This window comes from Chromobacterium sp. CCUG 76385 (genome assembly GCF_059916625.1).
In genome coordinates, this window is record NZ_JAUCGU010000012.1 from 85,932 (window position 1) to 107,473 (window position 21,542).

Below are 21,542 nucleotides of genomic sequence, written 5' to 3' on the forward strand. Positions count from 1 at the left end.
CGCGCCGGATGACGCCGGCGCGGGCTAAGTTCTTCTACTTAGTTTATTCGCTGACGGCGGCGATTTCACGGACGCAATGTGTTGTCGATGCCCGCATCGGCATGCTGACCGGGTAATTTGCAGGGTGGGCTGGCGAAACAGTAGAAACTGTCCGCAATCGTTGTTACATTTTGAAACGTATCCAGGATACATCTAGAGGACTGCGCGGCGCCACCACCCCCGGCGCAGCAGTAGTGTCGTTCAACCAACGATTCCCTCTCCCGGATTGGACCTGCCAGCGCCTGGTCCGCCGCCGCATCGGCGCGCGGGGCGGCGCAGCGCGTCCGGCCATCCCTTTCCGCGGCAGCCTCAATCGGGCCGCTGCCGGAAGACCCCGCCGTCCGCCTTGCGCGGCGGCCGCCATGTCTGCTTCCCGCGCGAGGTTTTCGCCGACCCATGCAGGCATGGCAAGCACCTTCAATAACAGCAATACGACAAAGAAGATTCAAACATGGCTAGATCTCAATGGGGCTCGCGCCTCGGTTTCATACTCGCGGCGGCCGGCTCGGCCATCGGGCTGGGCGCCATCTGGAAGTTCCCTTATGTGGCCGCCACCAATGGCGGCGGCGCGTTTCTGTTTGTTTATCTGGGCATTTGCCTGACGCTGGGCCTGGTGCTGATGCTGTCGGAAATGGCCTTGGGACGGGCCGCCAACGCCGGCGCAGTCGGCTCGTTCCGCAAGCTGGCCGGCGGCTTCTGGCCGGTGATCGGCTATATGGGCGTGCTGGTGTGCTTCCTGATTCTGTCGTTTTACAGCGTGGTCGGCGGTTGGACCATCGCTTACATCGGCAAGTCGCTGGACGGCAGCATCCTGACTTCCGACGCCAAGGTGCTGGGCGACATCTTCGGCGGCTTCATCAGCCATCCGTCGCTGCCGCTGGCCTATCACGCGGGTTTCGCGCTGCTGACGCTGGCCGTGGTGGTGGGCGGCGTGCAACAGGGCATCGAGAAGCTGTCCAAGTTCCTGATGCCGGCGCTGTTCGCCCTGATGCTGCTGCTGATCGTCCGCGGCCTGACCTTGCCGGGCGCGATGGACGGCTTGGCTTATTTCGTGGCGCCGGACTTTTCCAAGCTCAGCGGCGCCATGCTGATGGATGCGCTGGGCCTGGCCTTTTTCTCCTTGTCGCTGGGCCTGGGCATCATGATCACCTACGGCTCTTATGTCGGCCGCGAGTCCAATCTGGTGGGGTCCGCGCTGTGGGTGATCCTGCTGACGGTGGCCACCTGCTTCCTGGCCGGCTTGATGGTGCTGCCGGCCGTGTTCGCCTTCGGTTTCGATCCGTCGGCCGGCCCTGGTCTGACTTTCATCACCATGCCGGCAGTGTTCGCCCACCTGCCGCTGGGCCAGCTGTTCGCCGTGATGTTCTTCTGCCTGTTGTTGCTGGCGGCGCTGACGTCATCGGTGTCGCTGCTGGAAGTCATCACCAGCTTCGCCATCGATGAAATGGGTCTGTCGCGCCGCGCCGCCGCCTGCGGCATGGCTGCCGCCACCTTCCTGTTGGGCATTCCGGCTTCGCTGTCGCTGGGCGTATGGGGCGATTACCAGCTGTTCGGGATGAATTTCTTCGATTTGCTGGACTTTGTGACTTCCAAGCTGCTGATGCCGCTGGGCGAGCTGCTGCTGGCGCTGTTCGTCGGCTGGAAGGTCTGGCCGGTGGTGCGCGACGAGTTGTCCGCGGTCTGTCCGCCGCGCGCGATGACGGCGATGCGCGGTTTCAGCATGGCGCTGGCGCCGGCCTTGATCGGTTGGATTCTGATCAGCGGTTTCTGATAGCCAGATTGCAGCGCAAAGCGATTGACGGGAGGCGCGCCTCCCGTTTTGCTATCGTTGAACCTGAATCGTCGCTGCGGGAGGCGGCATGAAACGATGGTGGGGGTTGCTGCTGGGCTTGCTGGCCTTGCCCGGCCATGCCGAGTCCTTGCGCATGTTGCTGGTGCCGGTGCCAGGCATCATGGAGCCGGGCTCCAATGGCAAAACACAGGGCGGCGGCGCGATAGAACTCATGCGGGAGATATCGCGCCGCGCCGGCATTCCGTTTGCTTACGAGTTTTATCCGCAGGCTCGCGCCATGTTGCTGGTGCGGCAGCAGGCTGACTCTTGCATGCCTATCGCGCAGATGCCTGATCTGCGGCCGATGTTCAAATGGAGCGTGGCCATTCTGCCTATTCAAATCGTACTGATGGCCAAAAACGGAGATGATAGGCAATGGCCCAGCCTGGAACGGGCGAAGAGGCTAAGAATCGGCGCGCTGCGCGGCAGCATGGTGGCCGACCGTCTGCGGCAACTGGGCTTCCAGCCTGAGGAAAGCGCCGACTATCTCACCGGTTTGCGCAAGCTGCAGCTGGGACGGCTGGATTTGTGGGCCATGACGGATGTAGGCGTGGCCTCGGTGTCGTCGCGGCTGGACATGCCGCCGCCCAAGGTGGCGATCGTGGTGGAGAAAAGCGATATCGCCTTTGCCTGCAACCATGAGGTTGGAGACGAAGCGTTGGCCAGCATCAACCGGGCCATTGTCTCCATCCAGGAGGATGGCAGCATTCATAAGTACCGCTTGCGTTGACGCCCGGCATGTTCCGATGGCACGCGCTGGGCTACACTCTGGCTTTTGCCCGTTTGCGAGATGCCGTTGAAAGCCCGTCTGACCCTGTTGGCAGGCAGTTTGCTCGTCGCCGCCTGCGCCACGCCGCCCAAGTCTCCCATCGTATCCGCGCCCGCCGCGGCGCCTATTGAGCCGGCCTCCGCTCCGGCGGTTGAGCTGCCGCCGCCAGCGGCCTCCGCGCCGGTTGCCGCTCCCGTTGCGCCCAGGCCGGTGGTCAAGCCGGTGCAGCCGCCGCCGGCCATCGCCGAAAGCCAGGGCCGCGCCTTGCTGGACCGTTTGCTGCCGCCCGGCATCCCGGACCGCAAGGGCTGGACCAACGACATCATGGGCGCGTTCAGCCATCTGAAAATTCCGTACACGCCGCAGTTCTTCTGCGCGGTGCTGGCGGTGGCGGAGCAGGAGTCAGGCTTCAGCCCGGACCCGGTGGTGCCCAATCTGTCCAAGATCGTCTGGGGCGAGATCGAGCAGCGCCGGCAGAAATATCTGATTCCGCAGTTTGTGGTGGACGCGGCGATGAGCAAGACTTCGCCGGACGGCCGCACCTTCAAGCAGCGGGTGGACGCCTTGCGCACCAAGCGCGAGATGAACGCGCTGTACGAAGACATGGTGCGCGAACTGCCGTTCGGCCAGACCATCTTCGAGCACAAGAATCCCATCCGCGACGGCGGTCCGATGCAGGTCAGCGTGGCCTTCGCCGAAACCCACGTCCGCGCCTGGCCGTATCCATACAGCTACTCCAGCCTGCGCGACGAGGTGTTCACCCGCCGCGGCAGCGTCTACTTCGGCACTGCCATCCTGCTGCAATACCCGGCGCCTTACCATGACATGGTGTACCGTTTCGCCGACTACAACGCCGGCCGCTACGCCAGCCGCAACGCGGCCTTCCAGCAGGCCGTAGCACGGCTGTCCGGCCGCAGGCTGGCGCTGGATGGCGACATCATGCTGTACAGCGACAAGATGAACCGCGTGCTGTCCGGCGCCACCAGCGACACCCAGCGCGCGCTGCAGGGCATGGCGGGACGCTTGGGCATCAGCGACGCCGACATGCTGCGCGATCTGAAGCAGGAAAAGCTGTCCGGCTTCGCCCAAACCGCGCTGTATCAAAAGGTGTTCGCCCTGGCCGGTCCCGCGGCGCCGCGCGAGATCATTCCGCAGATCGTGCTGGTCAGTCCCAAGTTTACCCACAAGCTCACCACCGAGTGGTTCGCGCGCCGGGTGGACGGCCGCTACCAGCGCTGCCTGGCGCGCGGCGGCTGATCCGCCGACGCCCGTTTCCCCGGCGCCGCATGGGCTATCCTGAGACGGATGCCTGAACGGGAGATGGGCGCGTGCGAGCGTGGTGGTGGGTGGTGCCGGCGGGCCTGGCGCTGGGATCGGCGTCGGCCTGCCTGGGCGGAGAGATCGTGTTCGGCGACCGGGCCAGCGGCCTGGGAGACGGCGTGGATGCCGCGCTCGGCGGCGGCTGGACCGCCAAGTGGCAGGGCGCGTTCGGCGTGGGCAATATCTGGCGCGCGGACAGCCCTTCCGCCAAGCTGACCAGCGGCGCCGGCATGGCGACCCGCAATGACGGCGACCTCAACTACGGCAAGGGCGATACCGTATCGCGCAGCGTGGACGCCTATCTGCAATTGCGGCTCGATCATGGCGGCTACGGCGTCTTGCTGAGCGCCAAGGGCTGGTACGACCAAGCGCTGGCCGATGAGTCGGTGCCGCATGGCAACGTGGTCAATGGCTATCAGCCGGGGCTGCTGGGTCAGGCCGGCTTCGCTCCGCTCAGCCGCTTCGGCCATGTGGCGCTGGACGACGCCTACGTCTACGGCCGGTTGCATCTGGCGCGACAGCCGCTGCAATGGCGGCTGGGGCAGCAGGTAATCCCCTGGGCCACGCCCACTGGCTACGCCGGCGGCCTGCAGCAGGTCAATGCGGTGGATTACCCGGCCACGTTGCGCGCCAGCGCGGCGGGCGAGTCCGCCAATGTGCCGGCGCCGGCGTTGTACGGCCAATGGCAGGCCAGCAGCCGGCTCAGCCTGGACGGTTTTTACCAGTTCGCCTTCCGCCCCAACGGCTACCCGGGCTGCGGCACCTTCTACTCCATCAACGACTATATCCAACCCGGTTGCGACAAGCTGACGCTGAACGGCGGCCTGCTGACGCTGCTGAACAAAAAGCCGGTTCAGACCACCGATCAGCAGTCGCTGGCCAATCCGCTGGATTACATCCCTCGGGCCGATGATGCGCGGCCGGGCAACGGCCAGTATGGCCTGGGCTGGCATTACCAGCTGCCGCAGGCCGGCACGCTTGGCCTGTTTTACGCCGATTTCACCAGCCGCAGCCCGCTGATCCAGGTGGTGAAGACCGGCCCAGGCACGGTGTTGACCGCGACCGGGCCGGGGGGCAAACAGACGCCGGTCGCCCCGGCAGGCGAATACCGCGAGGCCTTTTTGTCCAAGCGCCGCCTGCTGGCGGTCAATCTGACGCGGGAGAGCGAAAACGGCGCGCGGCTCTATCTGGAGTACAGCCTGCAGCCCAACCGGGCGCTGGCCTGGAACGGCACGGATTTTCTGAACGGCGCGCTGGCCGGCATCGGTCCGTTGGCCTATCTGAACCACCTGCCTGCCGGCAGCGTCATGCGCGGCTATGACGCGTTCCGCGTCGGCCAATGGCTGGCCAGCGCGCGGCAGCCGCTGCCTGCCGCGCTGGGCGGACATGCCATGCTGGAGGCGCAATTCGCATTGCGCCGGGTCAGCGGCCTGCCCGATCCGTCGGTGATGCGCTATGGCCGCATGGGATTCGGCATGGCGCCGAGCGCGGCCTATCCCGCCTGTTCCAGCGACGCAGACACTTGCGCGCTGAAAGGCTTTGTCACGCCCACCGCCTGGGGCTGGCGCGTGAAGTACCAGAACCGCTTTCGGCCCTCGCCCGGCAGCTGGGAGTGGCAGCCGTATCTGTCCTACGCCTATGACGCGGTGGGGTATTCCGACGATGGGCAGTTTTCCGCCGGCCGCCGCACTGCGGCGCTGGGGCTTGGCCTGGCATGGAGCAAAGACAGCTGGCTGGATCTGCGCTATGTCCGGACCGGCGGCGGGGATTACAACCTGCTGCAGGACCGCAGCGCGCTGTCGCTCAGCGTCAAAACCCGCTTCTGACCCTGTCTGTGTCGGAGTTTGTCTGCTGGCCGAGACTTTCTATCTATAGTGATTCAACGGACGGCATGGATAGCCGCGGCGGCGGTTCCGCTACGCATCCTGCTTGCGCACGGGAGGACAGAATGAAGCTAACCATCAATGGCAAACAGGTGGAAGTCCACTCCAGCCCGGACACGCCGCTTTTGTGGGCGCTGCGCGACGAGCTGGGGCTGACCGGCGCCAAGTTCGGCTGCGGCGCTGCCTTGTGCGGCGCCTGTACGGTGCTGAAAAACGGGCTGCCGATCCGCGCCTGCGTGACGCCGCTGTCCACGCTGGCGGCCGACGACAGCCTTACCACCGTGGAAGGCAATGACGACAAGGTGGCCAAGGCGGTCAAGCAGGCCTGGCAGGATCTGGACGTGGTGCAGTGCGGCTATTGCCAGAGCGGGCAGGTGTTGGCGGCCACCGCGCTGCTCAGCGCCAACCCGCATCCTTCGGATCAGGATATCGATCAGGCGATGAGCGGCAATCTGTGCCGCTGCGGCACCTATCCGCGCATCCGCGCGGCCATTCATGCCGCCGCCAAGCTGCTGTAGGAGAACCGCGATGACCACTACCCGTTTGTCCCGGCGCGCCTTTCTGAAAACCGGCGCCGCCGGCGGTCTGCTGTGCCTGAGCTTTGTGCTGCAGGAAAATGGCCGCTTCGCCCAGGCCGCCGAGGCCGCGCCGGCCATCCCGTCCCCGAATGCCTTCATCCGCATCGAACGCGACGGCAGCGTCACCATCGTCAGCAACAAGTCGGAAATGGGCCAGGGCATCTACACCTCGCTGGCGATGCTGATCGCCGAGGAGCTGGAGTGCGACTGGAACCGGGTGAAAGTGGTCTCGGCGCCGTTGGGCGCCATCTATGGCCACACGGTATTCCATATCCAGCTGACCGGCGGCAGCACCAGCACCATCAGCAGCTATGACCAGTACCGCAAGATAGGCGCCGCCGCGCGCGACATGCTGATTGCCGCCGCCGCGCAGCGCTGGGGCGTGCCGGCGACGCAATGCCGCGCCGAAAACGGCCGGGTGTTCAACAACGCCAACGCGGCCAGCCTGGGTTTCGGCGAACTGAGCGAAGCCGCCGCCAAGCAGCCGGTGCCGGACACCATAGCCCTGAAGCCGCGCCATCGCTGGAAGCTGCTGGGCACCCGCGTGCACAGGCTGGACGGCCCGGAAAAGCTGGACGGCAGCGCGCAGTTCGCCATCGATGTGCGGCTGCCCGGCATGCTGACGGCGCTGATCCTGCATTGCCCGAGCTATGGCGGCAAACCCAAGCATTTCAACGCTGACGCGGCGCGGGCCGTGCCCGGCGTCAAGGCGGTGTTCGCCGTCAGCAATGGCGTGGCGGTGCTGGCCGACGGTTTCTGGCCGGCCAAGAAGGCGCGCGACCTGCTGCAGGCGGAGTGGGAGCCCGGCCCCAACGGCGGGCTGGATTCCACCAAATTGCGCGAGCAATACCGGGCGCTGGCCGCGCGCCCCGGCCAGGTATACCGCCGCGCCGGCGATGCCGAGGCGGCCTTGAAGGGGGCGGCGAAGAAGCTGGACGCCTGGTACGAGGTGCCGTATCTGGCGCATTCTCCGATGGAGCCGCTCAATTGCGTGGTCTGGCTGAAACCGAATGGCATCGAAATCTGGAGCGGCACCCAGTCGCAGACCATAGACGCCGGCCTCGCCGCCGGCATGACGGGGCTGAAGCCGGAACAGGTCACGCTGCACACCATGCTGCTGGGCGGCGGCTTTGGCCGGCGCGCCGTGCCGGTGGGCTCGGACTGGCTGCGCGAGGCGGTGGAGGTGGCCAAGCGCCACGGCCAGGGCGTGCCGATCAAGCTGGTGTGGACCCGCGACGACGATCTGGCGGGGGCGTACTACCGGCCGATGTGGCTGGACAGGGTGCGCGGCGGCATCGACGCCCGCGGCCAGCCGGTGGCCTGGCTGCAGACCGGCGTAGGCCAGTCCATCATCGCCGGCACGCCGTTTGAGTCCGCCCTGGTCAAGGACGGCATAGACGCGACGTCGGTAGAGGGCACGGTGGGCATGGCCTATGCCGTGCCGACGCTGCAACTGGACTTGCATACGCCCAAGTCCGCCTTGCCGGTGCTGTGGTGGCGTTCCGTCGGCCATTCGCACAGCGCGTTCTCCAAAGAATGTTTCATCGATGAGCTGGCCTTGCTGGCGCGGCAGGATCCGGTGGCCTACCGGCTGGCGCTGCTTTCAGGCGCGCCGCGCGAGCAGGGCGTGCTGCGCGAGGCCGCGCGCATGGCCGGCTGGGGACGCAAGCTGCCCAAGGGGCATGGCCTGGGCGTCGCCGTCCACCCGTCTTTCGGCTCCTATATCGGCCAAGTGGTGGAGGTGTCGGTCAAGGGCAAGCAGTTGAAGGTGGAGCATGTGTGGTGCGCGGTCGATTGCGGCGTGGTGATCAATCCAGACCAGGTGGTGGCGCAGATGCAGGGCGGCATCGTGTTCGCGCTGTCCGCGGCCTTGTTTGGGGAAATCACCTTCAAGGACGGCGCGGTGGAGCAGAAGAATTTCGATGGCTATCCGCTGGTCAGGATGTTCCAGGCGCCCAAGGTGGACGTGTCCATCCTCGCCAGCGAGGAGGCTCCCGGCGGCACCGGCGAGCCCGGCGGCGCGCCGACGGCGGCGGCGCTGGCCAACGCCATTCACGCCGCCAGCGGCAAGCGCCTGCGCGCGCTGCCCTTGAGCCGGCATGGCTACATAGCGGTATGAGGAGATGGGCATGAAAACTGTATTCCGACTCCTCGCGCTGGCGGCCTTGCTGCCATTCGCCGCATCGGCCGCCGACGATCCCGCGGCTTCGCGCCAGGCCTTCGGCCAGGTGGCCAAGGTGCTGCAGTCGCCGCGCTGCCTGAACTGCCACACCGTCACCAGCTTTCCGCGCCAGGGCGACGACCGTCATCCGCATGCGCAATTGATTCAGCGCGGCGCCGACAATATGGGCGCGCCGACGCTGATGTGCTTCGCCTGCCATCAGGCCGCCAACTCCGCCGACGGCCTGGTGCCGGGCGCGCCCAATTGGCATCTGGCGCCTCTGAGCATGGGCTGGGAAGGACTCAGCGCCGGCCAGATGTGCCGCAAGCTGGTGGACAAGCAAGCCAACGGCAACCGCGATGCGGCGGCGCTGGCGGCGCACATGACAGCCGATCCGCTGGTGCAATGGGCCTGGCATCCCGGCGGCAACCGCACGCTGCCGCCGTTGTCGCAGGCGGACTTTCACGATGCGGTGCGGCGCTGGGCCGGCAACGGCGCTTATTGCCCGAAGTGAGGCGGCGATGCGCGGCAACGACGAGGAAGTGCTGACCCAGGCCTTGGTCTGGCTGGAAAGCGGCCAGCGTGTCGCCCTGCTAACGGTGCTGGGCACCTATGGCGCGAGTCCAAGGCCGCCGGGATCGATGGCGCTGATTCGCGACGACGGCGCGATCTTCGGCTCGGTGTCCGGCGGTTGCATCGAGGACGATCTGCGGCGCGAGATCGCCGGCGGCGGTTTCTTCGATGGCGGTCCGACGGTGCGGGTGCGCAGCTTCGGCGTCAGCGTGGAGGAGCGCCAGCGCTATCGCCTGCCATGCGGCAACAGCCTGCGGGTGGCAGTGGAGTGCGCGCCGGACGCCGCGCAGCTGGCGACCCTGCTGCAGGCGGCGCGCGCGCGGCGCCCGCTGTGGCGCCATGTTCGTTACGGCGATGGTTCGGCCAGCTTGGCCGAGTCGGGGCCGGATGCGTCATTCGTCGAGGATGAGACGGGCTTCAGCGTGCGGCTCGGCGCGCGCTGGCGTCTGCTGATCATAGGCGCGTCGGAGCTGGGCCGTTATCTGGCGCAGATCGCCGTCACGCTGGACTATGCGGTGACGGTGTGCGAGCCGCGCGAGGAGTATCGGCAGGACTGGCCTTTGCCCGATGTGCCGCTGTCGGCCGAGATGCCGGACGATCTGGTGCTGGCCTTCGCTTGCGACCAATACGCCGCGGTGGTGGCGGTGACGCATGACCCCAAGCTGGACGACTTGGCACTGATGGAGGCGTTGAAGCTGCCATGCCAATATGTCGGCGCGCTGGGGTCGGCCACCACCACGCTGAAGCGCAAGGCCCGCCTGGCCGAGCATTTCGGTCTGACGCCCGAGCAACTGGATAGGCTGCATGGTCCGGTCGGTTTGGCGATAGGTTCGCGCACGCCGGCGGAGATCGCGGTATCCATCGCGGCCGATCTGGTCGCCAGCCGCAGCGCCTGGCAGCGCGCAGCGGCCGCCGAGGCGCCGCAGGCGTGTCGAGCATGATCGCCGGGCTGGTGTTGGCGGCCGGCAGCGGCAGCCGCTTCGGATCGGACAAGCGCCAGGCCTTGCTGCCGGATGGCCGCAGCGTGCTGGAGGCCAGCGTCGGCGCTTTTATCGGCCAGTTAAGCGAGATAGGGCTGGTATTGCCGGAGGATGATGCATTTGGTCTGGCTTTATGCGAGCAGTTGGGGCTGCGGCCCTTGCCCTGCGCGCTGAACCGTGCGGGAATGGGCCACTCCTTGGCTTGCGGCGTGGCGTGGGCGCTGTCCTTGCCGGATTGCCGCGGCGTGGTGCTGGGCTTGGGCGACATGCCTCGCGTCCGGCCGCATACCGTGAGCCAGGTGGCGGCGGCCTTGTGGCAAGGCAGGCTGGTGTTGCCGTGCCATGACGGCAGTCCTGGCCATCCGCGCGGCCTGCCCGCGGCCTGCTTGCCCGGTTTGCTGGACCTGAGCGGCGATATCGGCGCGCGCGACGCGCTGGACTGGAGCCAGGCCTTGCGGCTGGATCTGGATGATCCCGGCATCTTGCTGGATATCGATACGGCGGACGATTTGCAGCGCGCCGGTTGAGGAGATGGGCGGCAAGACGTTATTTATTTTGCTTGGAACGTCTTGCCTTCAATGGGCTTTGAGATTCCGATAGCGCGGCAGCGGCATGGTGCTACTCGAATTAGACTTCTTTCCATCCCGTCGAAATATCCAGAATGGCGTGCGCTTTGGCAACGTCGGCTTCTCCACCGTGTATCACCAGCACATATTTATCGGCTTTCAACGCGGTTTCGTATTTCACCGCCTGTTCGGCGTTAACGCCAACCCGGGTGAGCGCAGCGCCTAATGCGGACACCCCGCCCACAATCGCCGCGCCTTCCAGTGCGCCGACCAGCGCCGCAACCACTGGGCCGGCCATGGCAACCATTCCCACGCCAGGCAAAAAGAAAACCGCGGGGGCAAGCAGTAATCCCCATAAACCACCCCAAAAAGCGCCTATGCCTCCCCAGGCTTTCATTTTGTCGCCTACGGTATAAAAGCCGACCGGGTTTTCCTCGCTATGGTAGCCTTTCCCAATGACCGATAGTTTTTTTACATCGAAACCACCTTTGCTTAGGAGGCGGATGGCATCCTCCGCTTCTAGATGGGTGTTGTAAACATAAACTGCCGATTGTGCTGAGCTCATGATATTTCCTTTAAGGATGCATGATTTAGAATGCAGGCGGAGTATTGATCTAGATCGCTACCTTGATTCTATTGATCACCTGATGTACGCCCGGCATGCCCCAGGCGGCATGATCGGCTAATTCGCGTTCAGACCAGCTATGCACTGAACCATTCAGAATCACATCTGCCCCCTGAATGGTTACGGAAATGCTGTCCATATCGGCTATGGCCCGGCGGCGAAGCGCATTTTCCACGCCGCCTTTCACCTCATTCATGGATAGTTTGGGGCGGATGGCGATATTGTCGCTCACGCCGGTGACGCCCAATAAATGTCGCACTATCCGCGTGGCGATTTGGCGCTGATAATCCCATTCCACCGTTCCGGATAGCGTGACCCAACCATTTTCCACCATGACCTGCAAACCTTCTTTAGGTATTTCAGCCATTTGTTGCAGTAGATTGGCGACTGAGCGGGATATATCGGCATCGTCACGCCGGTCTGCATTCGGTAATTGGACATCCATTTCAATTGCCAGCGCTTTGACGCCGGCTACGCGCAGCGCCGCGCGTTCCGCTGCCCATTTTTCGGCATAATTGCTGACATGTCCGGTTAGCGTTACCGCGCCATCATTGGCAGATACGCCTACATGGGTGGCATTGATAGATGGGTCCCAGTTGAGTTCCGCTATTACGTCCTGCTGTAATTGCATATCGCTTTTCATCGCATGATCTCCAGGGTGCCATTAAGAATCTGTAGATTGGCATTCGGTTTTTGGATGGTCTGTGCGATAACGTACATAGAGGAAAGTCAGGCCGGTGACGTCGGTTGGAGGATGGCAAAGCAGATATTGATTTGAAGAATTGGAATATTATCAGCATGCTGAAAGGGAAGAATGGGCCGGCCGGGTAGCGTTTTTGTGCAGCGCCTCGCGTGGGTTGCCCTATTTTCGGCGATTATATTGCGCGGGGCGGCACCAAATTTCGATCAGGAATAATTGGCGGATGGTCGATGCGGTCGATCAAACAGCGTTTCAAATACCAGGCTTTATTTCAATGCGGCGGATTCGACCGGGTTGGCGTTGTTGGCGGAGGCGTGGGGCGTGGCTTGTCGCCTGGAGGCGCGGCTTGTGCCGGCGGCCGCCATGGGATTCAGGCTGTCCACCATGGTGCTCGGAATCAGAATGGTGGTGCCGCGTTCCTTGGTGGTTTCATAGATGATGTTCATGGCCCGCAGTTGCAACGCGGCCGGGTGGTCGGCATAGACATTGGCCGCCTCGACGAACTTGTTGGCGATTTCGGCTTCGGCGGAACCCAGGATGATGCGGGCCTGCTTTTCCCGTTCGGCCTGCGCCTGACGCGACATCGAGTCCTGCAACGCCACTGGTATGGCAACATCGCGGATTTCCACCGCGCGCACCGTGATGCCCCATTCCGCGGTCTTCTCGCCTATTTTGCGGCACAGTTCCTGGTCGGTGCTGCGGCGGTCGCTGAGCAGCACGCCCAGCATCGACGAGCCTATCATTTCGCGCAGCGAGGTCTGCGCCACGCGGTCTATCGCCTGGCGATAATCAGTGATGGCCAGCGCCGCCTTTTGCGCGTCGTGGACATGCCAGAAGATGATGGCGTCCACGTTCACTGGCACCGTGTCGCGGGTCAAGGCCTGTTCGGCATTAAAGGCGGTGGTCTGGATTCTTTCGTCTATGGTGGCGACCACATTGTCTACCACCGGGATGATCAGGAACAGGCCTGGTCCGCTGACTCCGCGCAGTTTGCCGGCGCGCAACACCACGCATTTTTGCCAGGTATTGGCCATGCGCAAGGATTGCGACACGATGGCGGCGGCCACCCATAGCACAATGGCTGGCGCCAGATAGCCCTGGAAATTGGCCAGCACGCCTAGCAGGAACAAGGTGGTGATAATGAATAAGGTGATGGGGTTCATGGCGTTGCTCCTGGCGGCGCGTTCCATCCGGCACGCATCGGCCGCAGACGGATACGGATCGTAAACAGCTTGTGACAGTTCTTAAGGATTGGCGCTTTTCCCGCGATTGATCTGTACGCTGTCACACATAGCGCGCAATGATTGGCAGCCATAGTAAAAATTAACGGCATTGCATATGCTGGATACTTGCCGACTCATGCGAGCCGGCCCAGCGCGCGCTCACTCGGGAGTGATGATGACCATCGACGATAATCCTAGGCAGAATGGTTTGCTGGCCGGACTGCCGGAGGCCGCCTGGTTGCGGTTGCGCCCGCATCTGGAACCGGTAGAAATGCCCTTGGGCAAGGTGCTGTACGAGCCGGACTGCGCGTTGAGCCATGTTTACTTTCCAACGACCGCCATCGTGTCGCTGCTGTATGTGATGGAGGATGGGGCTTCGGCGGAAATCGCGGTGGTGGGCTGGGAGGGAATTGTCGGCATCGCCCTGTTCATGGGGGGGGAGACCACGCCCAGCCGCGCCGTGGTGCAAAGCGCCGGGTATGGCTATCGCTTGAAAGCGCAGGCCTTAAAAGACGAATTCAATCGCGCGGGGCCGATGATGCATCTGCTGCTGCGCTATACCCAGGCCTTGATCACCCAGATGGGACAAACCGCGGTCTGCAATCGCCACCATTCGCTGGATCAGCAATTGTGCCGCTGGCTGCTGTTGAGCCTGGATCGCTTGGCCGGAGACGAGTTGGTCATGACCCAGGAGTTGATCGCCAATATGCTGGGCGTCCGCCGCGAGGGCGTGACCGAAGCCGCCCTGAAGTTGCAGAAGTCCGGTTTGATCCGCTATGTGCGGGGGCATATCACCATTCTCGATCGTTTGGGGCTGGAGCAGCGCACCTGCGAGTGCTACGAAGTGGTGAAGAAGGAGTATCAACGCCTGTCCAGGCCCCTGCCCTAGGGGCTGTTGACGTTTGGTGAGTGGATCGCGTTTGAGCCGATTTGGGCCGGGTGCCTTTCGCGCCGACTCTTCGTTGTTCCGCGCTGGCAGAGAATGACTATGCGGCGCGCGAAACGCCTCGATTCGCCGCAAAACGCATCCCGGCGCGACCGCCCACCAAACCTCAACAGCCCCTAGCAGAATAGCTAGCTCCGTTTTTGCCGGGCTTCCAGTTTTTCCTGGGCCGCGCGCGATAGCGTAGCGGTGGGCTGAGCCTTAAGGCGGTCGATTCCGATGGGCTCACCGCTGACGGCGCAGTAACCGTAACTGCCGTCGCGTATGCGTTGCAAGGCTTGATCTATCCGCTGCAATTGCAGTTTTTCCCTCTCTTGAACCGTCAAGTCCATCCTATGCTCCTCTGCCTGTTGGCCGCGTTCGTCTGCGTCGGAGATCGCAAGGAAGCTTTGCAGATGGCGCTCCGTTTCCCGGCTGGCGCGCAGCAAGGCATCGCGCGCCTGCAATAGTTCGGCTTCCAACGCCATCAGTTGTTGCGGCGAAAGGCCGTGGTCGACAGCGCTTGGCGCGGAGGACGAGGTGTCTGACATGGCATCACTCCCATCAGCGAAGATGCGGGAGGAGGGGAGCGATGGTAGATAGCGACGGCGTGACGGCAGCCTCTTGCCCATTGCTCTCCCTTTCCAGCCGCATGGCTTCAGACTCCGCCATCTCGTACAAGGGATAAATATGGGAAAGCGGAGGATGTTGGGCATTGTGGACAGACCAGCCAACAAAATGTCCCGCGGTATTGCGTTCGGTTTCGATGTGGTATCCGGGCATGAGAGGCTCCTTCACGCGTGATTCGCACTCGGCCTCAAGGTTGAGCGCCTGCGATGGAACAGAGTTCAGTAAGCGTGCGGCAAGGATGGGTAGCGGTCTGTGCGTTGGAGCGCACATGCCAAATCATTTGGCCTGGCGCCGCATGGTTTCTGGCGCAGGCGCGCCGCCCTTGGCCGTACCGGTGGTACAACGAGGCGGCGCAAGGCGGCATCAGATTGGGATGGGCTGGGCTTAACGCTTGATGCGCGAAATCTTGGTGCCTTCTATGCTCAGGCTGGCCATCAGGCCTTGCTGGTCGAAGATGAAGGCATAGGCGTCGTTGCGTAAAGTCGTCGAGCTCAAGTTTTTCGCCGCGCCGGCATCAACCACGACCACGCTGGGGCCGGTGCCGATTTCCCAGCCCATGGACTTTTTCAGATAGCGGACGGCTTTCTGATTCATCAGAAATACCACATAGCCATAGGATTCCGCGCCGGCCTGCCAGCCCCAGGATGCGGTGACCGAGTTGTAATAGCCGTTGGGGTGTCCTCCTTCCAGCAGCACGCCTTCGCCGTATGCGCCGCCAAAGATCAGCCCGGCTTTGACAATCTTGGGAAACACCAGGATGGCGGAGGCCTTGTGAGAGAGACTTTCCGCCGCAGGGCTCGTTTGATACAGCATGTGCAGCGATTGCTGGGCGGCCTCATCCAGATCGCGCGCCGACTCGGCCAGGGTATAGGCGCTGGCCAGACACAGCATCAGCGCGGCGGCGGCCAGCAACAGGACTTTTTGTAGATTGCGTAGGGGATGGATCATGGTGGAACTCCTTGAAAGGGGTCTGAGACTCTCCTCGAATGCTATGGCGTAAAGTTAGGGCGCTTTGTTTCGCAAGCCATGAGCATGGTGAGTTTCAGTGTCCATCATATTCGGCAGCGGTGGCGGCCACTGTTCGCCAGCGAACATAACCGACTGTCAATAACGACAGTTGCTATGTGCGTAAGCGCACATATCAATCGCACCCTATTGGGTTATTTTGCCACAGCCTATGTGCTGCTTCCCGCGCGCCAGCGCGCGCGGGACCATGCCGATATGCATGCGCAGGGCAATCTGGGTTTCTTCATCAAAGGAGGCCGGACCATGGCTTGGCAGAATGATATGGAGCAATGGGCGCAACAGATACGACAGCGCAATCCGTTTGCCGCGAGATTGGTGTGGGATGACAGGCAGATCGATTTTGGCGCTTTCGAGCGGCCATTGGTGACTGTACGTCAGGGAAGCCTCCGCGCTGCGTTACTTGTTGTCGCCTAGCCTGGATGGTTTGGGCGAAGCTTATGTGCGTGGGGTTTTCGATGTGGAGGGCGCGCTGGATGACATCATAGATCTGGCCTATTCCTTGTCCCGCGGCAGCGACAGCCGCCTTAAGGCGATTGCCAGCTATTTCCGCCACTCGCGCAAGGCGGATCGGCAGGCCATCCAGTACCACTATGATGTGTCTGATACGTTCTATACCCTATGGCTGGACCCGCTGATGGTGTATTCCTGCGCTTATTTCGAAACCGGCGAGGAGTGCCTGGCCGAGGCGCAAGTCAAAAAAATGGATCATATCCTGACCAAGCTGGAGCTGACGCCGGGGCAGACCCTGCTCGACATAGGCTGCGGCTGGGGCGGGCTGGTGATGCGGGCGGCGCAACGCTTTGGCGCGCATTGTCTGGGCATCACGCTGTCGCAGAATCAATATGAAACGGCGACAGCCAGGGTGCGCGCCGCGGGCCTGCAAGACCGCATCGAGATCCGCTTGCAGGATTATCGGGACACCCAAGGCCAATTCGACCGCATCGCCAGCGTGGGGATGTGCGAGCATGTCGGCCTCAAGGGCTTGCCGGATTACTTCAGCTGCATCCACAGCCTGCTGCGCGATGACGGGATGGCGCTGAATCACGGCATCACCCTGTCCAGCGCGGATAGCCTGGAGGCGCCGTTCGGTGCTGGCCGTTTCATTGAGAAATATGTCTTCCCCGGCGGGGAGCTGCCACATATCGGAGAGGTGCTGCGCACCATGCAGCAGGGCGGGCTGGAGGCGCTGGATGTGGAAAATCTGCGCCGCCACTATGCCAAGACCTTGTCGTGCTGGGCAACGAATTTTGAAAACCAGAGCGTTCGCATCTGCCAGGAAGTCGGCGAAGAAAAATATCGTATCTGGCGGGTATATCTTTCCGGCTGCGCCTACGCTTTCCGCCATGATGTGGTGAGCATCTACCAAGTGTTGTGTCATAAGGCTGGCCGTCATGCCGATGGTTTGCCGTGGTCGCGCCAGTATATGTATGCGCATGGCGATGCAGATGCAGCCACCATGCCCTCCCCGAACGGATGAGGCAGGATCGGTCGGGGAGGGACGGATTATTGCGAGTCGCGAACCCGCATGTAGTTGATGACGACCCGAACCTCCTTGATGCCCAGCGCCAGATCGCCGGCCCGGTCAACCTCGGCCTGGGTATCCACCTGCCCGCTCAGCATGACTCGGCCATTGTCGGTTTCCACTCGTATTTCGTACGAGGTCAGATCAGGATCGCGGAACAGCTCGGCTTTGACTTTGCCGGTAATCATGGCGTCCGAGACATAGCTGCTCACCTCGGTGCCTTCGGCATAGGTATCGCCCATGGTTTGCGTCGGGGCGGGCGGGTTGTCCGGCATGGTGCTGACGCTATTGCCGCGGGCGCCTGCAGAAACGGTGATCAGCGCGGCGTAGGCAAGAAACAGAGTAAAGCGGCTTGCGCGTTGCATGGATGGGGTAAGCATGATCGACTCCTTTTGCTCAACCGTAGATCGCCCCGCCTAGGGCGGAGCGATCGCTGTGTCTGATTCGCGGCCAGACAGTCAACCATTGCGGGAGCCAGTGGCGCGCTACCCTAATCCGGGATCAGCGCTCAAGCCGGCTGTCGGCGCGGTGGTTGGCTGTGACTGCGCGTTCAGACCTTGGGTGGGGTATAGCCAGGATGGCTTTCGTGAGCCGGCTCGGTTTGGCCGCCAGCCTGCTTGGCAGGGTCGCGCGGAGCGGCGTCGCTGGCAGGATGCTGTTGACCGGTGGTTTGGGTGGGGGCGACGCCTGGCTTGGCGCTGTCAGCGCACGGCTTTTGGGCCGTGGCGGCATCCTTGGGGGGGGTATTCTGCTGATTGTACTTGTCCATGATAACCTCTTTAGCTATCCAACTTCCCGCAGGATTGCGAGGCGTTGGCAGGCTGACTTTGGGGCTTAAGCGGACAGATGTCGGTGCGTTATCCAACATAGATAGTGAGCCGGCTCGAAAAACCGGTTTTGCGAATCATGGCGGCGCGCTGGATTGCGCCTAGGCGTGGAAGATGTCGAGTGGCTCAATCTTGAGCACTCGGCGGATGGCGAAATAACGGAAGATGGCGGCGATGATCATCACCATGCCCAAGGCCTGCGCCAAGTTCCAGATGGTGATGATGGCCGCGTAGTTGGGCAACTGCGAGCGGGCGAGAGCGATCCGCAGCGTGATCAGCCCTATGCCCAGGCCAAAGCGGTGAAAGTGGCCATGAACAGAATCATCACCACCAGCTCGCCTCCTTTGGCGCCGATGGCCTTGAGGGCGCCGCATTTCCTCAGATTCTCCAGGATGAAGCTGTAAACGTCTGGCCGGAGATCGACAGCACGACGATGACGCTGATCACCGTCATCAGGTATTGCTTGCGCTGATTATCGATGGCGTAGTGCCAGGCACCGGCGCGGACAGTGGTAAGTGACAAGCCTGCGTGGGTTAGCGAACAGACTGCCCTGCCGCCCTCGCACAGGATATAGCGAGGCGAGCCTGGTCTGCTGTCCGGCCAGGCAAGGAATTCACTGCCTCCGGTTTTTTACGGCGAAGCAGCAAGTTGCCTTCGATGTTCCTGAATGGTTGCCAGCCGGCTCGTTCAGATGGGCTGAGCTGGGCACGGTGGGGCCTTGCGATGGAGACGATCATGGACTACGCAGAGCGCGATATTTATGGGATGTACCGAGTGAAAGGCCATGCGCAGTCAGCGGAGCAGGTGGAGCTGATGGCGGTGAATGCGCTGATCGGCAGCGACGTTTACAACCAGCGCAATGTGTTTCTGGGCGATATCAAGGAAATCATGCTGAACGTGAAGACAGGCTGCATCGCTTATGTGCAATTGTCGATTCGCGGCTTGCTGGACCTTGACGGCAAAAGGGTGGCCGTGCCTTGGAGCGCCTTCATGTTTGATGCCGCGAATAATCGCTTGGTGGTGAGCATGGATCGTTTGCATGTGTGGCAGGTCCCTGACATCGAAGTGCACAAGGAACATGGGAACCAGGCAACGCCTTTGCCGGACAAGGCGGGCAACTTGGGCAGCGGACTCGATTAAATAACCCGGATATGCCCTGGCCCCCCATGATGCATGGTTTTACAGCTTGCGGCAGCGCTGACTCGAAGAGGCGTCCGGGCTGCAATCCTATTGCCATGCCGCGCGCGCCGGCCTGTCCCGGGGGGCATACGAATCTCCACTTAGTTGGATAGCGTACAGACAGTCCGCTGCCGCATCCGCATGGTGACAATGCCGACGCCTTGCAATGTCGCAGAGCGCCGGATTCATAGGAGCACGATCATGGACCCGCTCGACATCTACGACAGCGACAATGACATTACCTGGCTGGCTGAGGACGATATCAAGCCACTTCCCGATACCTTGTTCCCGACGCGGAAAATACTGCCGGGTTCGACCGAGTACTACAGTTTCACCACCGAGATCTACGACCCGTTTGACGAGGCGATTCAGCACGATCTGGAGGAGTACGAAACGGTTGACGGCGATTGGCCGATGGATGACTGAATCAGCCGCCCGCGGGTTTGGCGCGCAACTCATCGTTACATCGCGCGGCGGTCGGTCGCTGCCGCAGTGGGCTGCGCGACAGGCGATGCCGGATCGTTTTGGCGGTTTGACCTGCGCCACGATTCCTTTGATGGCGGGCGTCATGTGGACTTAGACTAGTCCCAGTTCCGACGTTTGTCCGGGAGCATGCCATGTTTGAGATTGTCATTGTCACCTTGCTGATCTTGTGGGCCTTGGGTTTGCTGACGGCTTTCACAATGGGAGGCTTCATCCATATTCTTTTGTTGTTGGCGGTGGTGGCGATACTGGTGCGTTTTATCCAGGGCCGCCCGCTATAAGCTGCCGCAGCGATGGAGCCGATCATGCCGCGTGGCGCGCCGCCTAGGCCGGCCATCATGAAACGACGGGTCCGCAGCCTGAGCGCGCGGCCATGAAGTTCCGCGACTATTACGAAACGCTCGGGATTGCGCGCACCGCCACGCAGGATGAGGTCAGGCAGGCATATCGCAAGCTGGCGCGGAAATTCCATCCGGACGTCAGCAAGGAGGCCAATTCGGAGACGCGTTTCAAGGAGCTCGGCGAGGCCTACGCGGTATTGAAGAGCCCTGAGAAGCGCGCCGCCTATGATTTGATGGGCAGCGATCTGAAAAGCGGGCAGGACTTCCAGCCGCCGCCGGACTGGGACAGCGGCTTCGAGTTTCATGGCCGCGATTTCGGCGGAGGATCCGCGGCCGATCAGGAAGATTTCTTCGAATCCTTGTTTGGCCGGCGCGCGCGCGGCGGCGGGAACCGCCCTGCCCATGGCGTCGCGCAGGATCATCACGCCAAAGTGCAGATCGATCTGGAAGATGCCTACCGCGGCTGCCAACGCAGCGTGGAATTGCGCATGCCGACCCAGACTGCCGACGGCCATGTGGTGCTGCAGACGCGCACCTTGGCGGTGGCCATCCCCAAAGGCATACGGGCAGGGCAGCACCTGCGCCTGGCCGGGCAAGGCGGAGCGGCTCCCGGCGGCGGGCCGGCCGGCGACTTGTATCTGGAAATCGAATTCAGGCGCCATCGGCTGTTTCGTGTCGAAGGGCGCGATGTGTTCCTGGAGCTGCCGGTGTCGCCGTGGGAGGCGGCGCTGGGCGCATCGGTGGAAGCGCCCACGCCCGATGGTCCGGTTCAGCTGAAGATCCCGCCAGGGTCCCAGGCCGGCAAGCAGTTGCGCCTGAAGGGGCGCGGCATTCCCGGCACCGCGCCGGGCGATTTATATGTGGCGCTGACGATAGCCTTGCCGCCGATGGCGGGCGAGCGGGAGCGCGCCGCCTACCAGGCCATGGCGCATGCCTTTGACTTCAATCCGCGCGGCGCGTTGCAAGGATAGCCATCATGGATCAGAACCAGCCGGCAGTGACTCAGGGTGTGGTGGTGGAGGAACAACTGGAGCTGACGCTGCTTGAGCTGTGCCAGGCCAGCCATGCCGAGGAGGCCTTTGTTATCCGCTGGGTACGGGAGGGCGCGTTGGAGCCGCAGGGCGAGTCGCCGCAGAATTGGCGTTTCCGTGGCGATGCCTTGCGGCGCGCGCGGGTGGCCTGGCGCTTGTCGTGCGATCTGGAGATCAATCCCTCCGGCGTGGCGCTGGTGCTGGATCTGCTGGACGAGCTGCAGGCCTTGCGGGCGCGCCTGGATCGGACTGGCAAGCACTAGGGGCTGTTGACGTTTTGTGAGCGGTCGCGCCGGGATGCGTTTTGCGCCGAATCGAGGCGTTTCGCGCGCC

At 62.9% G+C, this 21,542-nt stretch carries 27 protein-coding genes; 17 read left to right on the top strand and 10 right to left on the bottom strand.

Going from position 1 to position 21,542, the window contains the following annotated elements:
* Positions 1-490: 490 nt before the first annotated feature.
* The 9 genes from QUG01_RS10290 (at position 491) to QUG01_RS10330 (ending at position 10,661) form a co-directional block, all read left to right on the top strand.
* On the top strand, positions 491-1,810 hold the full coding sequence (locus QUG01_RS10290) for a sodium-dependent transporter (protein WP_500830050.1): 1,320 nt from the start codon (positions 491-493) through the stop codon (positions 1,808-1,810).
* Positions 1,811-1,898: 88 nt separating this feature from the next.
* Positions 1,899-2,600, top strand: a complete 702-nt coding sequence (locus QUG01_RS10295; protein WP_500830051.1) for a substrate-binding periplasmic protein — start codon at positions 1,899-1,901, stop codon at positions 2,598-2,600.
* A 60-nt stretch (positions 2,601-2,660) separates the two neighbouring features.
* Positions 2,661-3,896, top strand: a complete 1,236-nt coding sequence (locus QUG01_RS10300; RefSeq protein ID WP_500830052.1) for a DUF1615 domain-containing protein — start codon at positions 2,661-2,663, stop codon at positions 3,894-3,896.
* A 71-nt stretch (positions 3,897-3,967) separates the two neighbouring features.
* Complete coding sequence (locus QUG01_RS10305) at positions 3,968-5,785, top strand: DUF1302 domain-containing protein (RefSeq protein WP_500830053.1); 1,818 nt, start codon at positions 3,968-3,970, stop codon at positions 5,783-5,785.
* Between the two features lie 122 nt (positions 5,786-5,907).
* Positions 5,908-6,360 carry a (2Fe-2S)-binding protein gene (locus QUG01_RS10310; RefSeq protein WP_500830054.1) on the top strand — a complete coding sequence of 151 codons (453 nt, stop codon included), beginning with the start codon at positions 5,908-5,910 and terminating at the stop codon, positions 6,358-6,360.
* Positions 6,361-6,370: 10 nt separating this feature from the next.
* Complete coding sequence (locus QUG01_RS10315) at positions 6,371-8,539, top strand: xanthine dehydrogenase family protein molybdopterin-binding subunit (RefSeq protein WP_500830055.1); 2,169 nt, start codon at positions 6,371-6,373, stop codon at positions 8,537-8,539.
* Positions 8,540-8,549: 10 nt separating this feature from the next.
* Complete coding sequence (locus tag QUG01_RS10320) at positions 8,550-9,095, top strand: hypothetical protein (protein ID WP_500830056.1); 546 nt, start codon at positions 8,550-8,552, stop codon at positions 9,093-9,095.
* 7 nt (positions 9,096-9,102) lie between these two features.
* Positions 9,103-10,095, top strand: coding sequence for an XdhC family protein (locus QUG01_RS10325; RefSeq protein ID WP_500830057.1), 993 nt, complete (start codon positions 9,103-9,105; stop codon positions 10,093-10,095).
* On the top strand, positions 10,092-10,661 hold the full coding sequence (locus QUG01_RS10330) for a nucleotidyltransferase family protein (protein ID WP_500830074.1): 570 nt from the start codon (positions 10,092-10,094) through the stop codon (positions 10,659-10,661). Before QUG01_RS10325 ends, QUG01_RS10330 begins: the two co-directional genes overlap by 4 nt.
* Before the next feature lie 100 nt (positions 10,662-10,761).
* Here QUG01_RS10330 and QUG01_RS10335 read toward each other — a convergent pair whose 3' ends face one another.
* The 3 genes from QUG01_RS10335 to QUG01_RS10345 all read right to left on the bottom strand — a co-directional run bounded on the left by QUG01_RS10335 (position 10,762) and on the right by QUG01_RS10345 (position 13,188).
* Positions 10,762-11,265, bottom strand: a complete 504-nt coding sequence (locus tag QUG01_RS10335) for a hypothetical protein (RefSeq protein ID WP_500830058.1) — start codon at positions 11,263-11,265, stop codon at positions 10,762-10,764.
* A gap of 49 nt (positions 11,266-11,314) precedes the next feature.
* On the bottom strand, positions 11,315-11,968 hold the full coding sequence (locus tag QUG01_RS10340; protein WP_500830059.1) for a BON domain-containing protein: 654 nt from the start codon (positions 11,966-11,968) through the stop codon (positions 11,315-11,317).
* 323 nt (positions 11,969-12,291) lie between these two features.
* Positions 12,292-13,188, bottom strand: a complete 897-nt coding sequence (locus QUG01_RS10345) for a slipin family protein (RefSeq protein ID WP_500830060.1) — start codon at positions 13,186-13,188, stop codon at positions 12,292-12,294.
* A 235-nt stretch (positions 13,189-13,423) separates the two neighbouring features.
* Between QUG01_RS10345 and QUG01_RS10350 the strand changes: the two genes are divergently transcribed.
* Positions 13,424-14,137 (top strand): Crp/Fnr family transcriptional regulator, encoded by a 714-nt coding sequence (locus QUG01_RS10350; RefSeq protein WP_500830061.1) that lies wholly within the window; start codon positions 13,424-13,426, stop codon positions 14,135-14,137.
* A 185-nt stretch (positions 14,138-14,322) separates the two neighbouring features.
* Here the strand turns inward: QUG01_RS10350 and QUG01_RS10355 are convergent, their stop codons facing one another.
* The 3 genes from QUG01_RS10355 to QUG01_RS10365 all read right to left on the bottom strand — a co-directional run bounded on the left by QUG01_RS10355 (position 14,323) and on the right by QUG01_RS10365 (position 15,748).
* Entirely contained in the window at positions 14,323-14,721 is a 399-nt protein-coding gene (locus QUG01_RS10355) for a TraR/DksA family transcriptional regulator (RefSeq protein WP_500830062.1), read from the bottom strand.
* 13 nt (positions 14,722-14,734) lie between these two features.
* Entirely contained in the window at positions 14,735-14,953 is a 219-nt protein-coding gene (locus QUG01_RS10360; protein WP_500830063.1) for a hypothetical protein, read from the bottom strand.
* A 231-nt stretch (positions 14,954-15,184) separates the two neighbouring features.
* Positions 15,185-15,748, bottom strand: coding sequence for a lipid-binding SYLF domain-containing protein (locus tag QUG01_RS10365; RefSeq protein ID WP_500830064.1), 564 nt, complete (start codon positions 15,746-15,748; stop codon positions 15,185-15,187).
* Positions 15,749-15,826: 78 nt separating this feature from the next.
* Here QUG01_RS10365 and QUG01_RS10370 point away from each other — a divergent pair, with 78 nt between their 5' ends.
* Together QUG01_RS10370 and QUG01_RS10375 are read left to right on the top strand one after the other, a co-directional pair.
* Positions 15,827-16,240 (top strand): hypothetical protein, encoded by a 414-nt coding sequence (locus QUG01_RS10370; RefSeq protein ID WP_500830065.1) that lies wholly within the window; start codon positions 15,827-15,829, stop codon positions 16,238-16,240.
* Between the two features lie 25 nt (positions 16,241-16,265).
* Positions 16,266-17,303: a class I SAM-dependent methyltransferase gene (locus QUG01_RS10375; protein WP_500830066.1), complete on the top strand. Its 1,038-nt coding sequence runs from the start codon at positions 16,266-16,268 to the stop codon at positions 17,301-17,303.
* 26 nt (positions 17,304-17,329) lie between these two features.
* Here the strand turns inward: QUG01_RS10375 and QUG01_RS10380 are convergent, their stop codons facing one another.
* The 4 genes from QUG01_RS10380 to QUG01_RS10395 form a co-directional block, all read right to left on the bottom strand.
* Entirely contained in the window at positions 17,330-17,728 is a 399-nt protein-coding gene (locus tag QUG01_RS10380; protein ID WP_500830067.1) for a BON domain-containing protein, read from the bottom strand.
* A gap of 170 nt (positions 17,729-17,898) precedes the next feature.
* Positions 17,899-18,117, bottom strand: coding sequence for a hypothetical protein (locus QUG01_RS10385; RefSeq protein ID WP_500830068.1), 219 nt, complete (start codon positions 18,115-18,117; stop codon positions 17,899-17,901).
* A gap of 159 nt (positions 18,118-18,276) precedes the next feature.
* Complete coding sequence (locus QUG01_RS10390) at positions 18,277-18,549, bottom strand: hypothetical protein (protein ID WP_500830069.1); 273 nt, start codon at positions 18,547-18,549, stop codon at positions 18,277-18,279.
* 4 nt (positions 18,550-18,553) lie between these two features.
* Positions 18,554-18,697 (bottom strand): hypothetical protein, encoded by a 144-nt coding sequence (locus tag QUG01_RS10395; RefSeq protein ID WP_500830070.1) that lies wholly within the window; start codon positions 18,695-18,697, stop codon positions 18,554-18,556.
* Between the two features lie 135 nt (positions 18,698-18,832).
* Here QUG01_RS10395 and QUG01_RS10400 point away from each other — a divergent pair, with 135 nt between their 5' ends.
* The 5 genes from QUG01_RS10400 (at position 18,833) to QUG01_RS10420 (ending at position 21,472) form a co-directional block, all read left to right on the top strand.
* Complete coding sequence (locus QUG01_RS10400) at positions 18,833-19,315, top strand: PRC-barrel domain-containing protein (RefSeq protein ID WP_500830071.1); 483 nt, start codon at positions 18,833-18,835, stop codon at positions 19,313-19,315.
* Between the two features lie 240 nt (positions 19,316-19,555).
* Positions 19,556-19,780, top strand: a complete 225-nt coding sequence (locus tag QUG01_RS10405) for a hypothetical protein (RefSeq protein WP_500830072.1) — start codon at positions 19,556-19,558, stop codon at positions 19,778-19,780.
* Between the two features lie 191 nt (positions 19,781-19,971).
* Positions 19,972-20,118: a lmo0937 family membrane protein gene (locus tag QUG01_RS10410; RefSeq protein ID WP_103321091.1), complete on the top strand. Its 147-nt coding sequence runs from the start codon at positions 19,972-19,974 to the stop codon at positions 20,116-20,118.
* Positions 20,119-20,210: 92 nt separating this feature from the next.
* Positions 20,211-21,149, top strand: coding sequence for a DnaJ C-terminal domain-containing protein (locus QUG01_RS10415; RefSeq protein WP_500830073.1), 939 nt, complete (start codon positions 20,211-20,213; stop codon positions 21,147-21,149).
* A 5-nt stretch (positions 21,150-21,154) separates the two neighbouring features.
* On the top strand, positions 21,155-21,472 hold the full coding sequence (locus QUG01_RS10420) for a chaperone modulator CbpM (protein WP_199154875.1): 318 nt from the start codon (positions 21,155-21,157) through the stop codon (positions 21,470-21,472).
* Positions 21,473-21,542: the final 70 nt, after the last annotated feature.

Coding starts and splice junctions, on each gene's coding strand:
- QUG01_RS10290 (WP_500830050.1), top strand. CDS start 491: ATGGCTAGATCTCAATGGGGCTCGCGCCTCGGTTTCATACTCGCGGCG.
- QUG01_RS10295 (WP_500830051.1), top strand. CDS start 1,899: ATGAAACGATGGTGGGGGTTGCTGCTGGGCTTGCTGGCCTTGCCCGGC.
- QUG01_RS10300 (WP_500830052.1), top strand. CDS start 2,661: ATGCCGTTGAAAGCCCGTCTGACCCTGTTGGCAGGCAGTTTGCTCGTC.
- QUG01_RS10310 (WP_500830054.1), top strand. CDS start 5,908: ATGAAGCTAACCATCAATGGCAAACAGGTGGAAGTCCACTCCAGCCCG.
- QUG01_RS10315 (WP_500830055.1), top strand. CDS start 6,371: ATGACCACTACCCGTTTGTCCCGGCGCGCCTTTCTGAAAACCGGCGCC.
- QUG01_RS10320 (WP_500830056.1), top strand. CDS start 8,550: ATGAAAACTGTATTCCGACTCCTCGCGCTGGCGGCCTTGCTGCCATTC.
- QUG01_RS10325 (WP_500830057.1), top strand. CDS start 9,103: ATGCGCGGCAACGACGAGGAAGTGCTGACCCAGGCCTTGGTCTGGCTG.
- QUG01_RS10330 (WP_500830074.1), top strand. CDS start 10,092: ATGATCGCCGGGCTGGTGTTGGCGGCCGGCAGCGGCAGCCGCTTCGGA.
- QUG01_RS10335 (WP_500830058.1), bottom strand. CDS start 11,265: ATGAGCTCAGCACAATCGGCAGTTTATGTTTACAACACCCATCTAGAA.
- QUG01_RS10340 (WP_500830059.1), bottom strand. CDS start 11,968: ATGAAAAGCGATATGCAATTACAGCAGGACGTAATAGCGGAACTCAAC.
- QUG01_RS10345 (WP_500830060.1), bottom strand. CDS start 13,188: ATGAACCCCATCACCTTATTCATTATCACCACCTTGTTCCTGCTAGGC.
- QUG01_RS10350 (WP_500830061.1), top strand. CDS start 13,424: ATGACCATCGACGATAATCCTAGGCAGAATGGTTTGCTGGCCGGACTG.
- QUG01_RS10355 (WP_500830062.1), bottom strand. CDS start 14,721: ATGTCAGACACCTCGTCCTCCGCGCCAAGCGCTGTCGACCACGGCCTT.
- QUG01_RS10360 (WP_500830063.1), bottom strand. CDS start 14,953: ATGCCCGGATACCACATCGAAACCGAACGCAATACCGCGGGACATTTT.
- QUG01_RS10365 (WP_500830064.1), bottom strand. CDS start 15,748: ATGATCCATCCCCTACGCAATCTACAAAAAGTCCTGTTGCTGGCCGCC.
- QUG01_RS10370 (WP_500830065.1), top strand. CDS start 15,827: ATGAGCATGGTGAGTTTCAGTGTCCATCATATTCGGCAGCGGTGGCGG.
- QUG01_RS10380 (WP_500830067.1), bottom strand. CDS start 17,728: ATGCTTACCCCATCCATGCAACGCGCAAGCCGCTTTACTCTGTTTCTT.
- QUG01_RS10385 (WP_500830068.1), bottom strand. CDS start 18,117: ATGGACAAGTACAATCAGCAGAATACCCCCCCCAAGGATGCCGCCACG.
- QUG01_RS10390 (WP_500830069.1), bottom strand. CDS start 18,549: ATGCGGCGCCCTCAAGGCCATCGGCGCCAAAGGAGGCGAGCTGGTGGT.
- QUG01_RS10400 (WP_500830071.1), top strand. CDS start 18,833: ATGTTCCTGAATGGTTGCCAGCCGGCTCGTTCAGATGGGCTGAGCTGG.
- QUG01_RS10405 (WP_500830072.1), top strand. CDS start 19,556: ATGGACCCGCTCGACATCTACGACAGCGACAATGACATTACCTGGCTG.
- QUG01_RS10410 (WP_103321091.1), top strand. CDS start 19,972: ATGTTTGAGATTGTCATTGTCACCTTGCTGATCTTGTGGGCCTTGGGT.
- QUG01_RS10415 (WP_500830073.1), top strand. CDS start 20,211: ATGAAGTTCCGCGACTATTACGAAACGCTCGGGATTGCGCGCACCGCC.
- QUG01_RS10420 (WP_199154875.1), top strand. CDS start 21,155: ATGGATCAGAACCAGCCGGCAGTGACTCAGGGTGTGGTGGTGGAGGAA.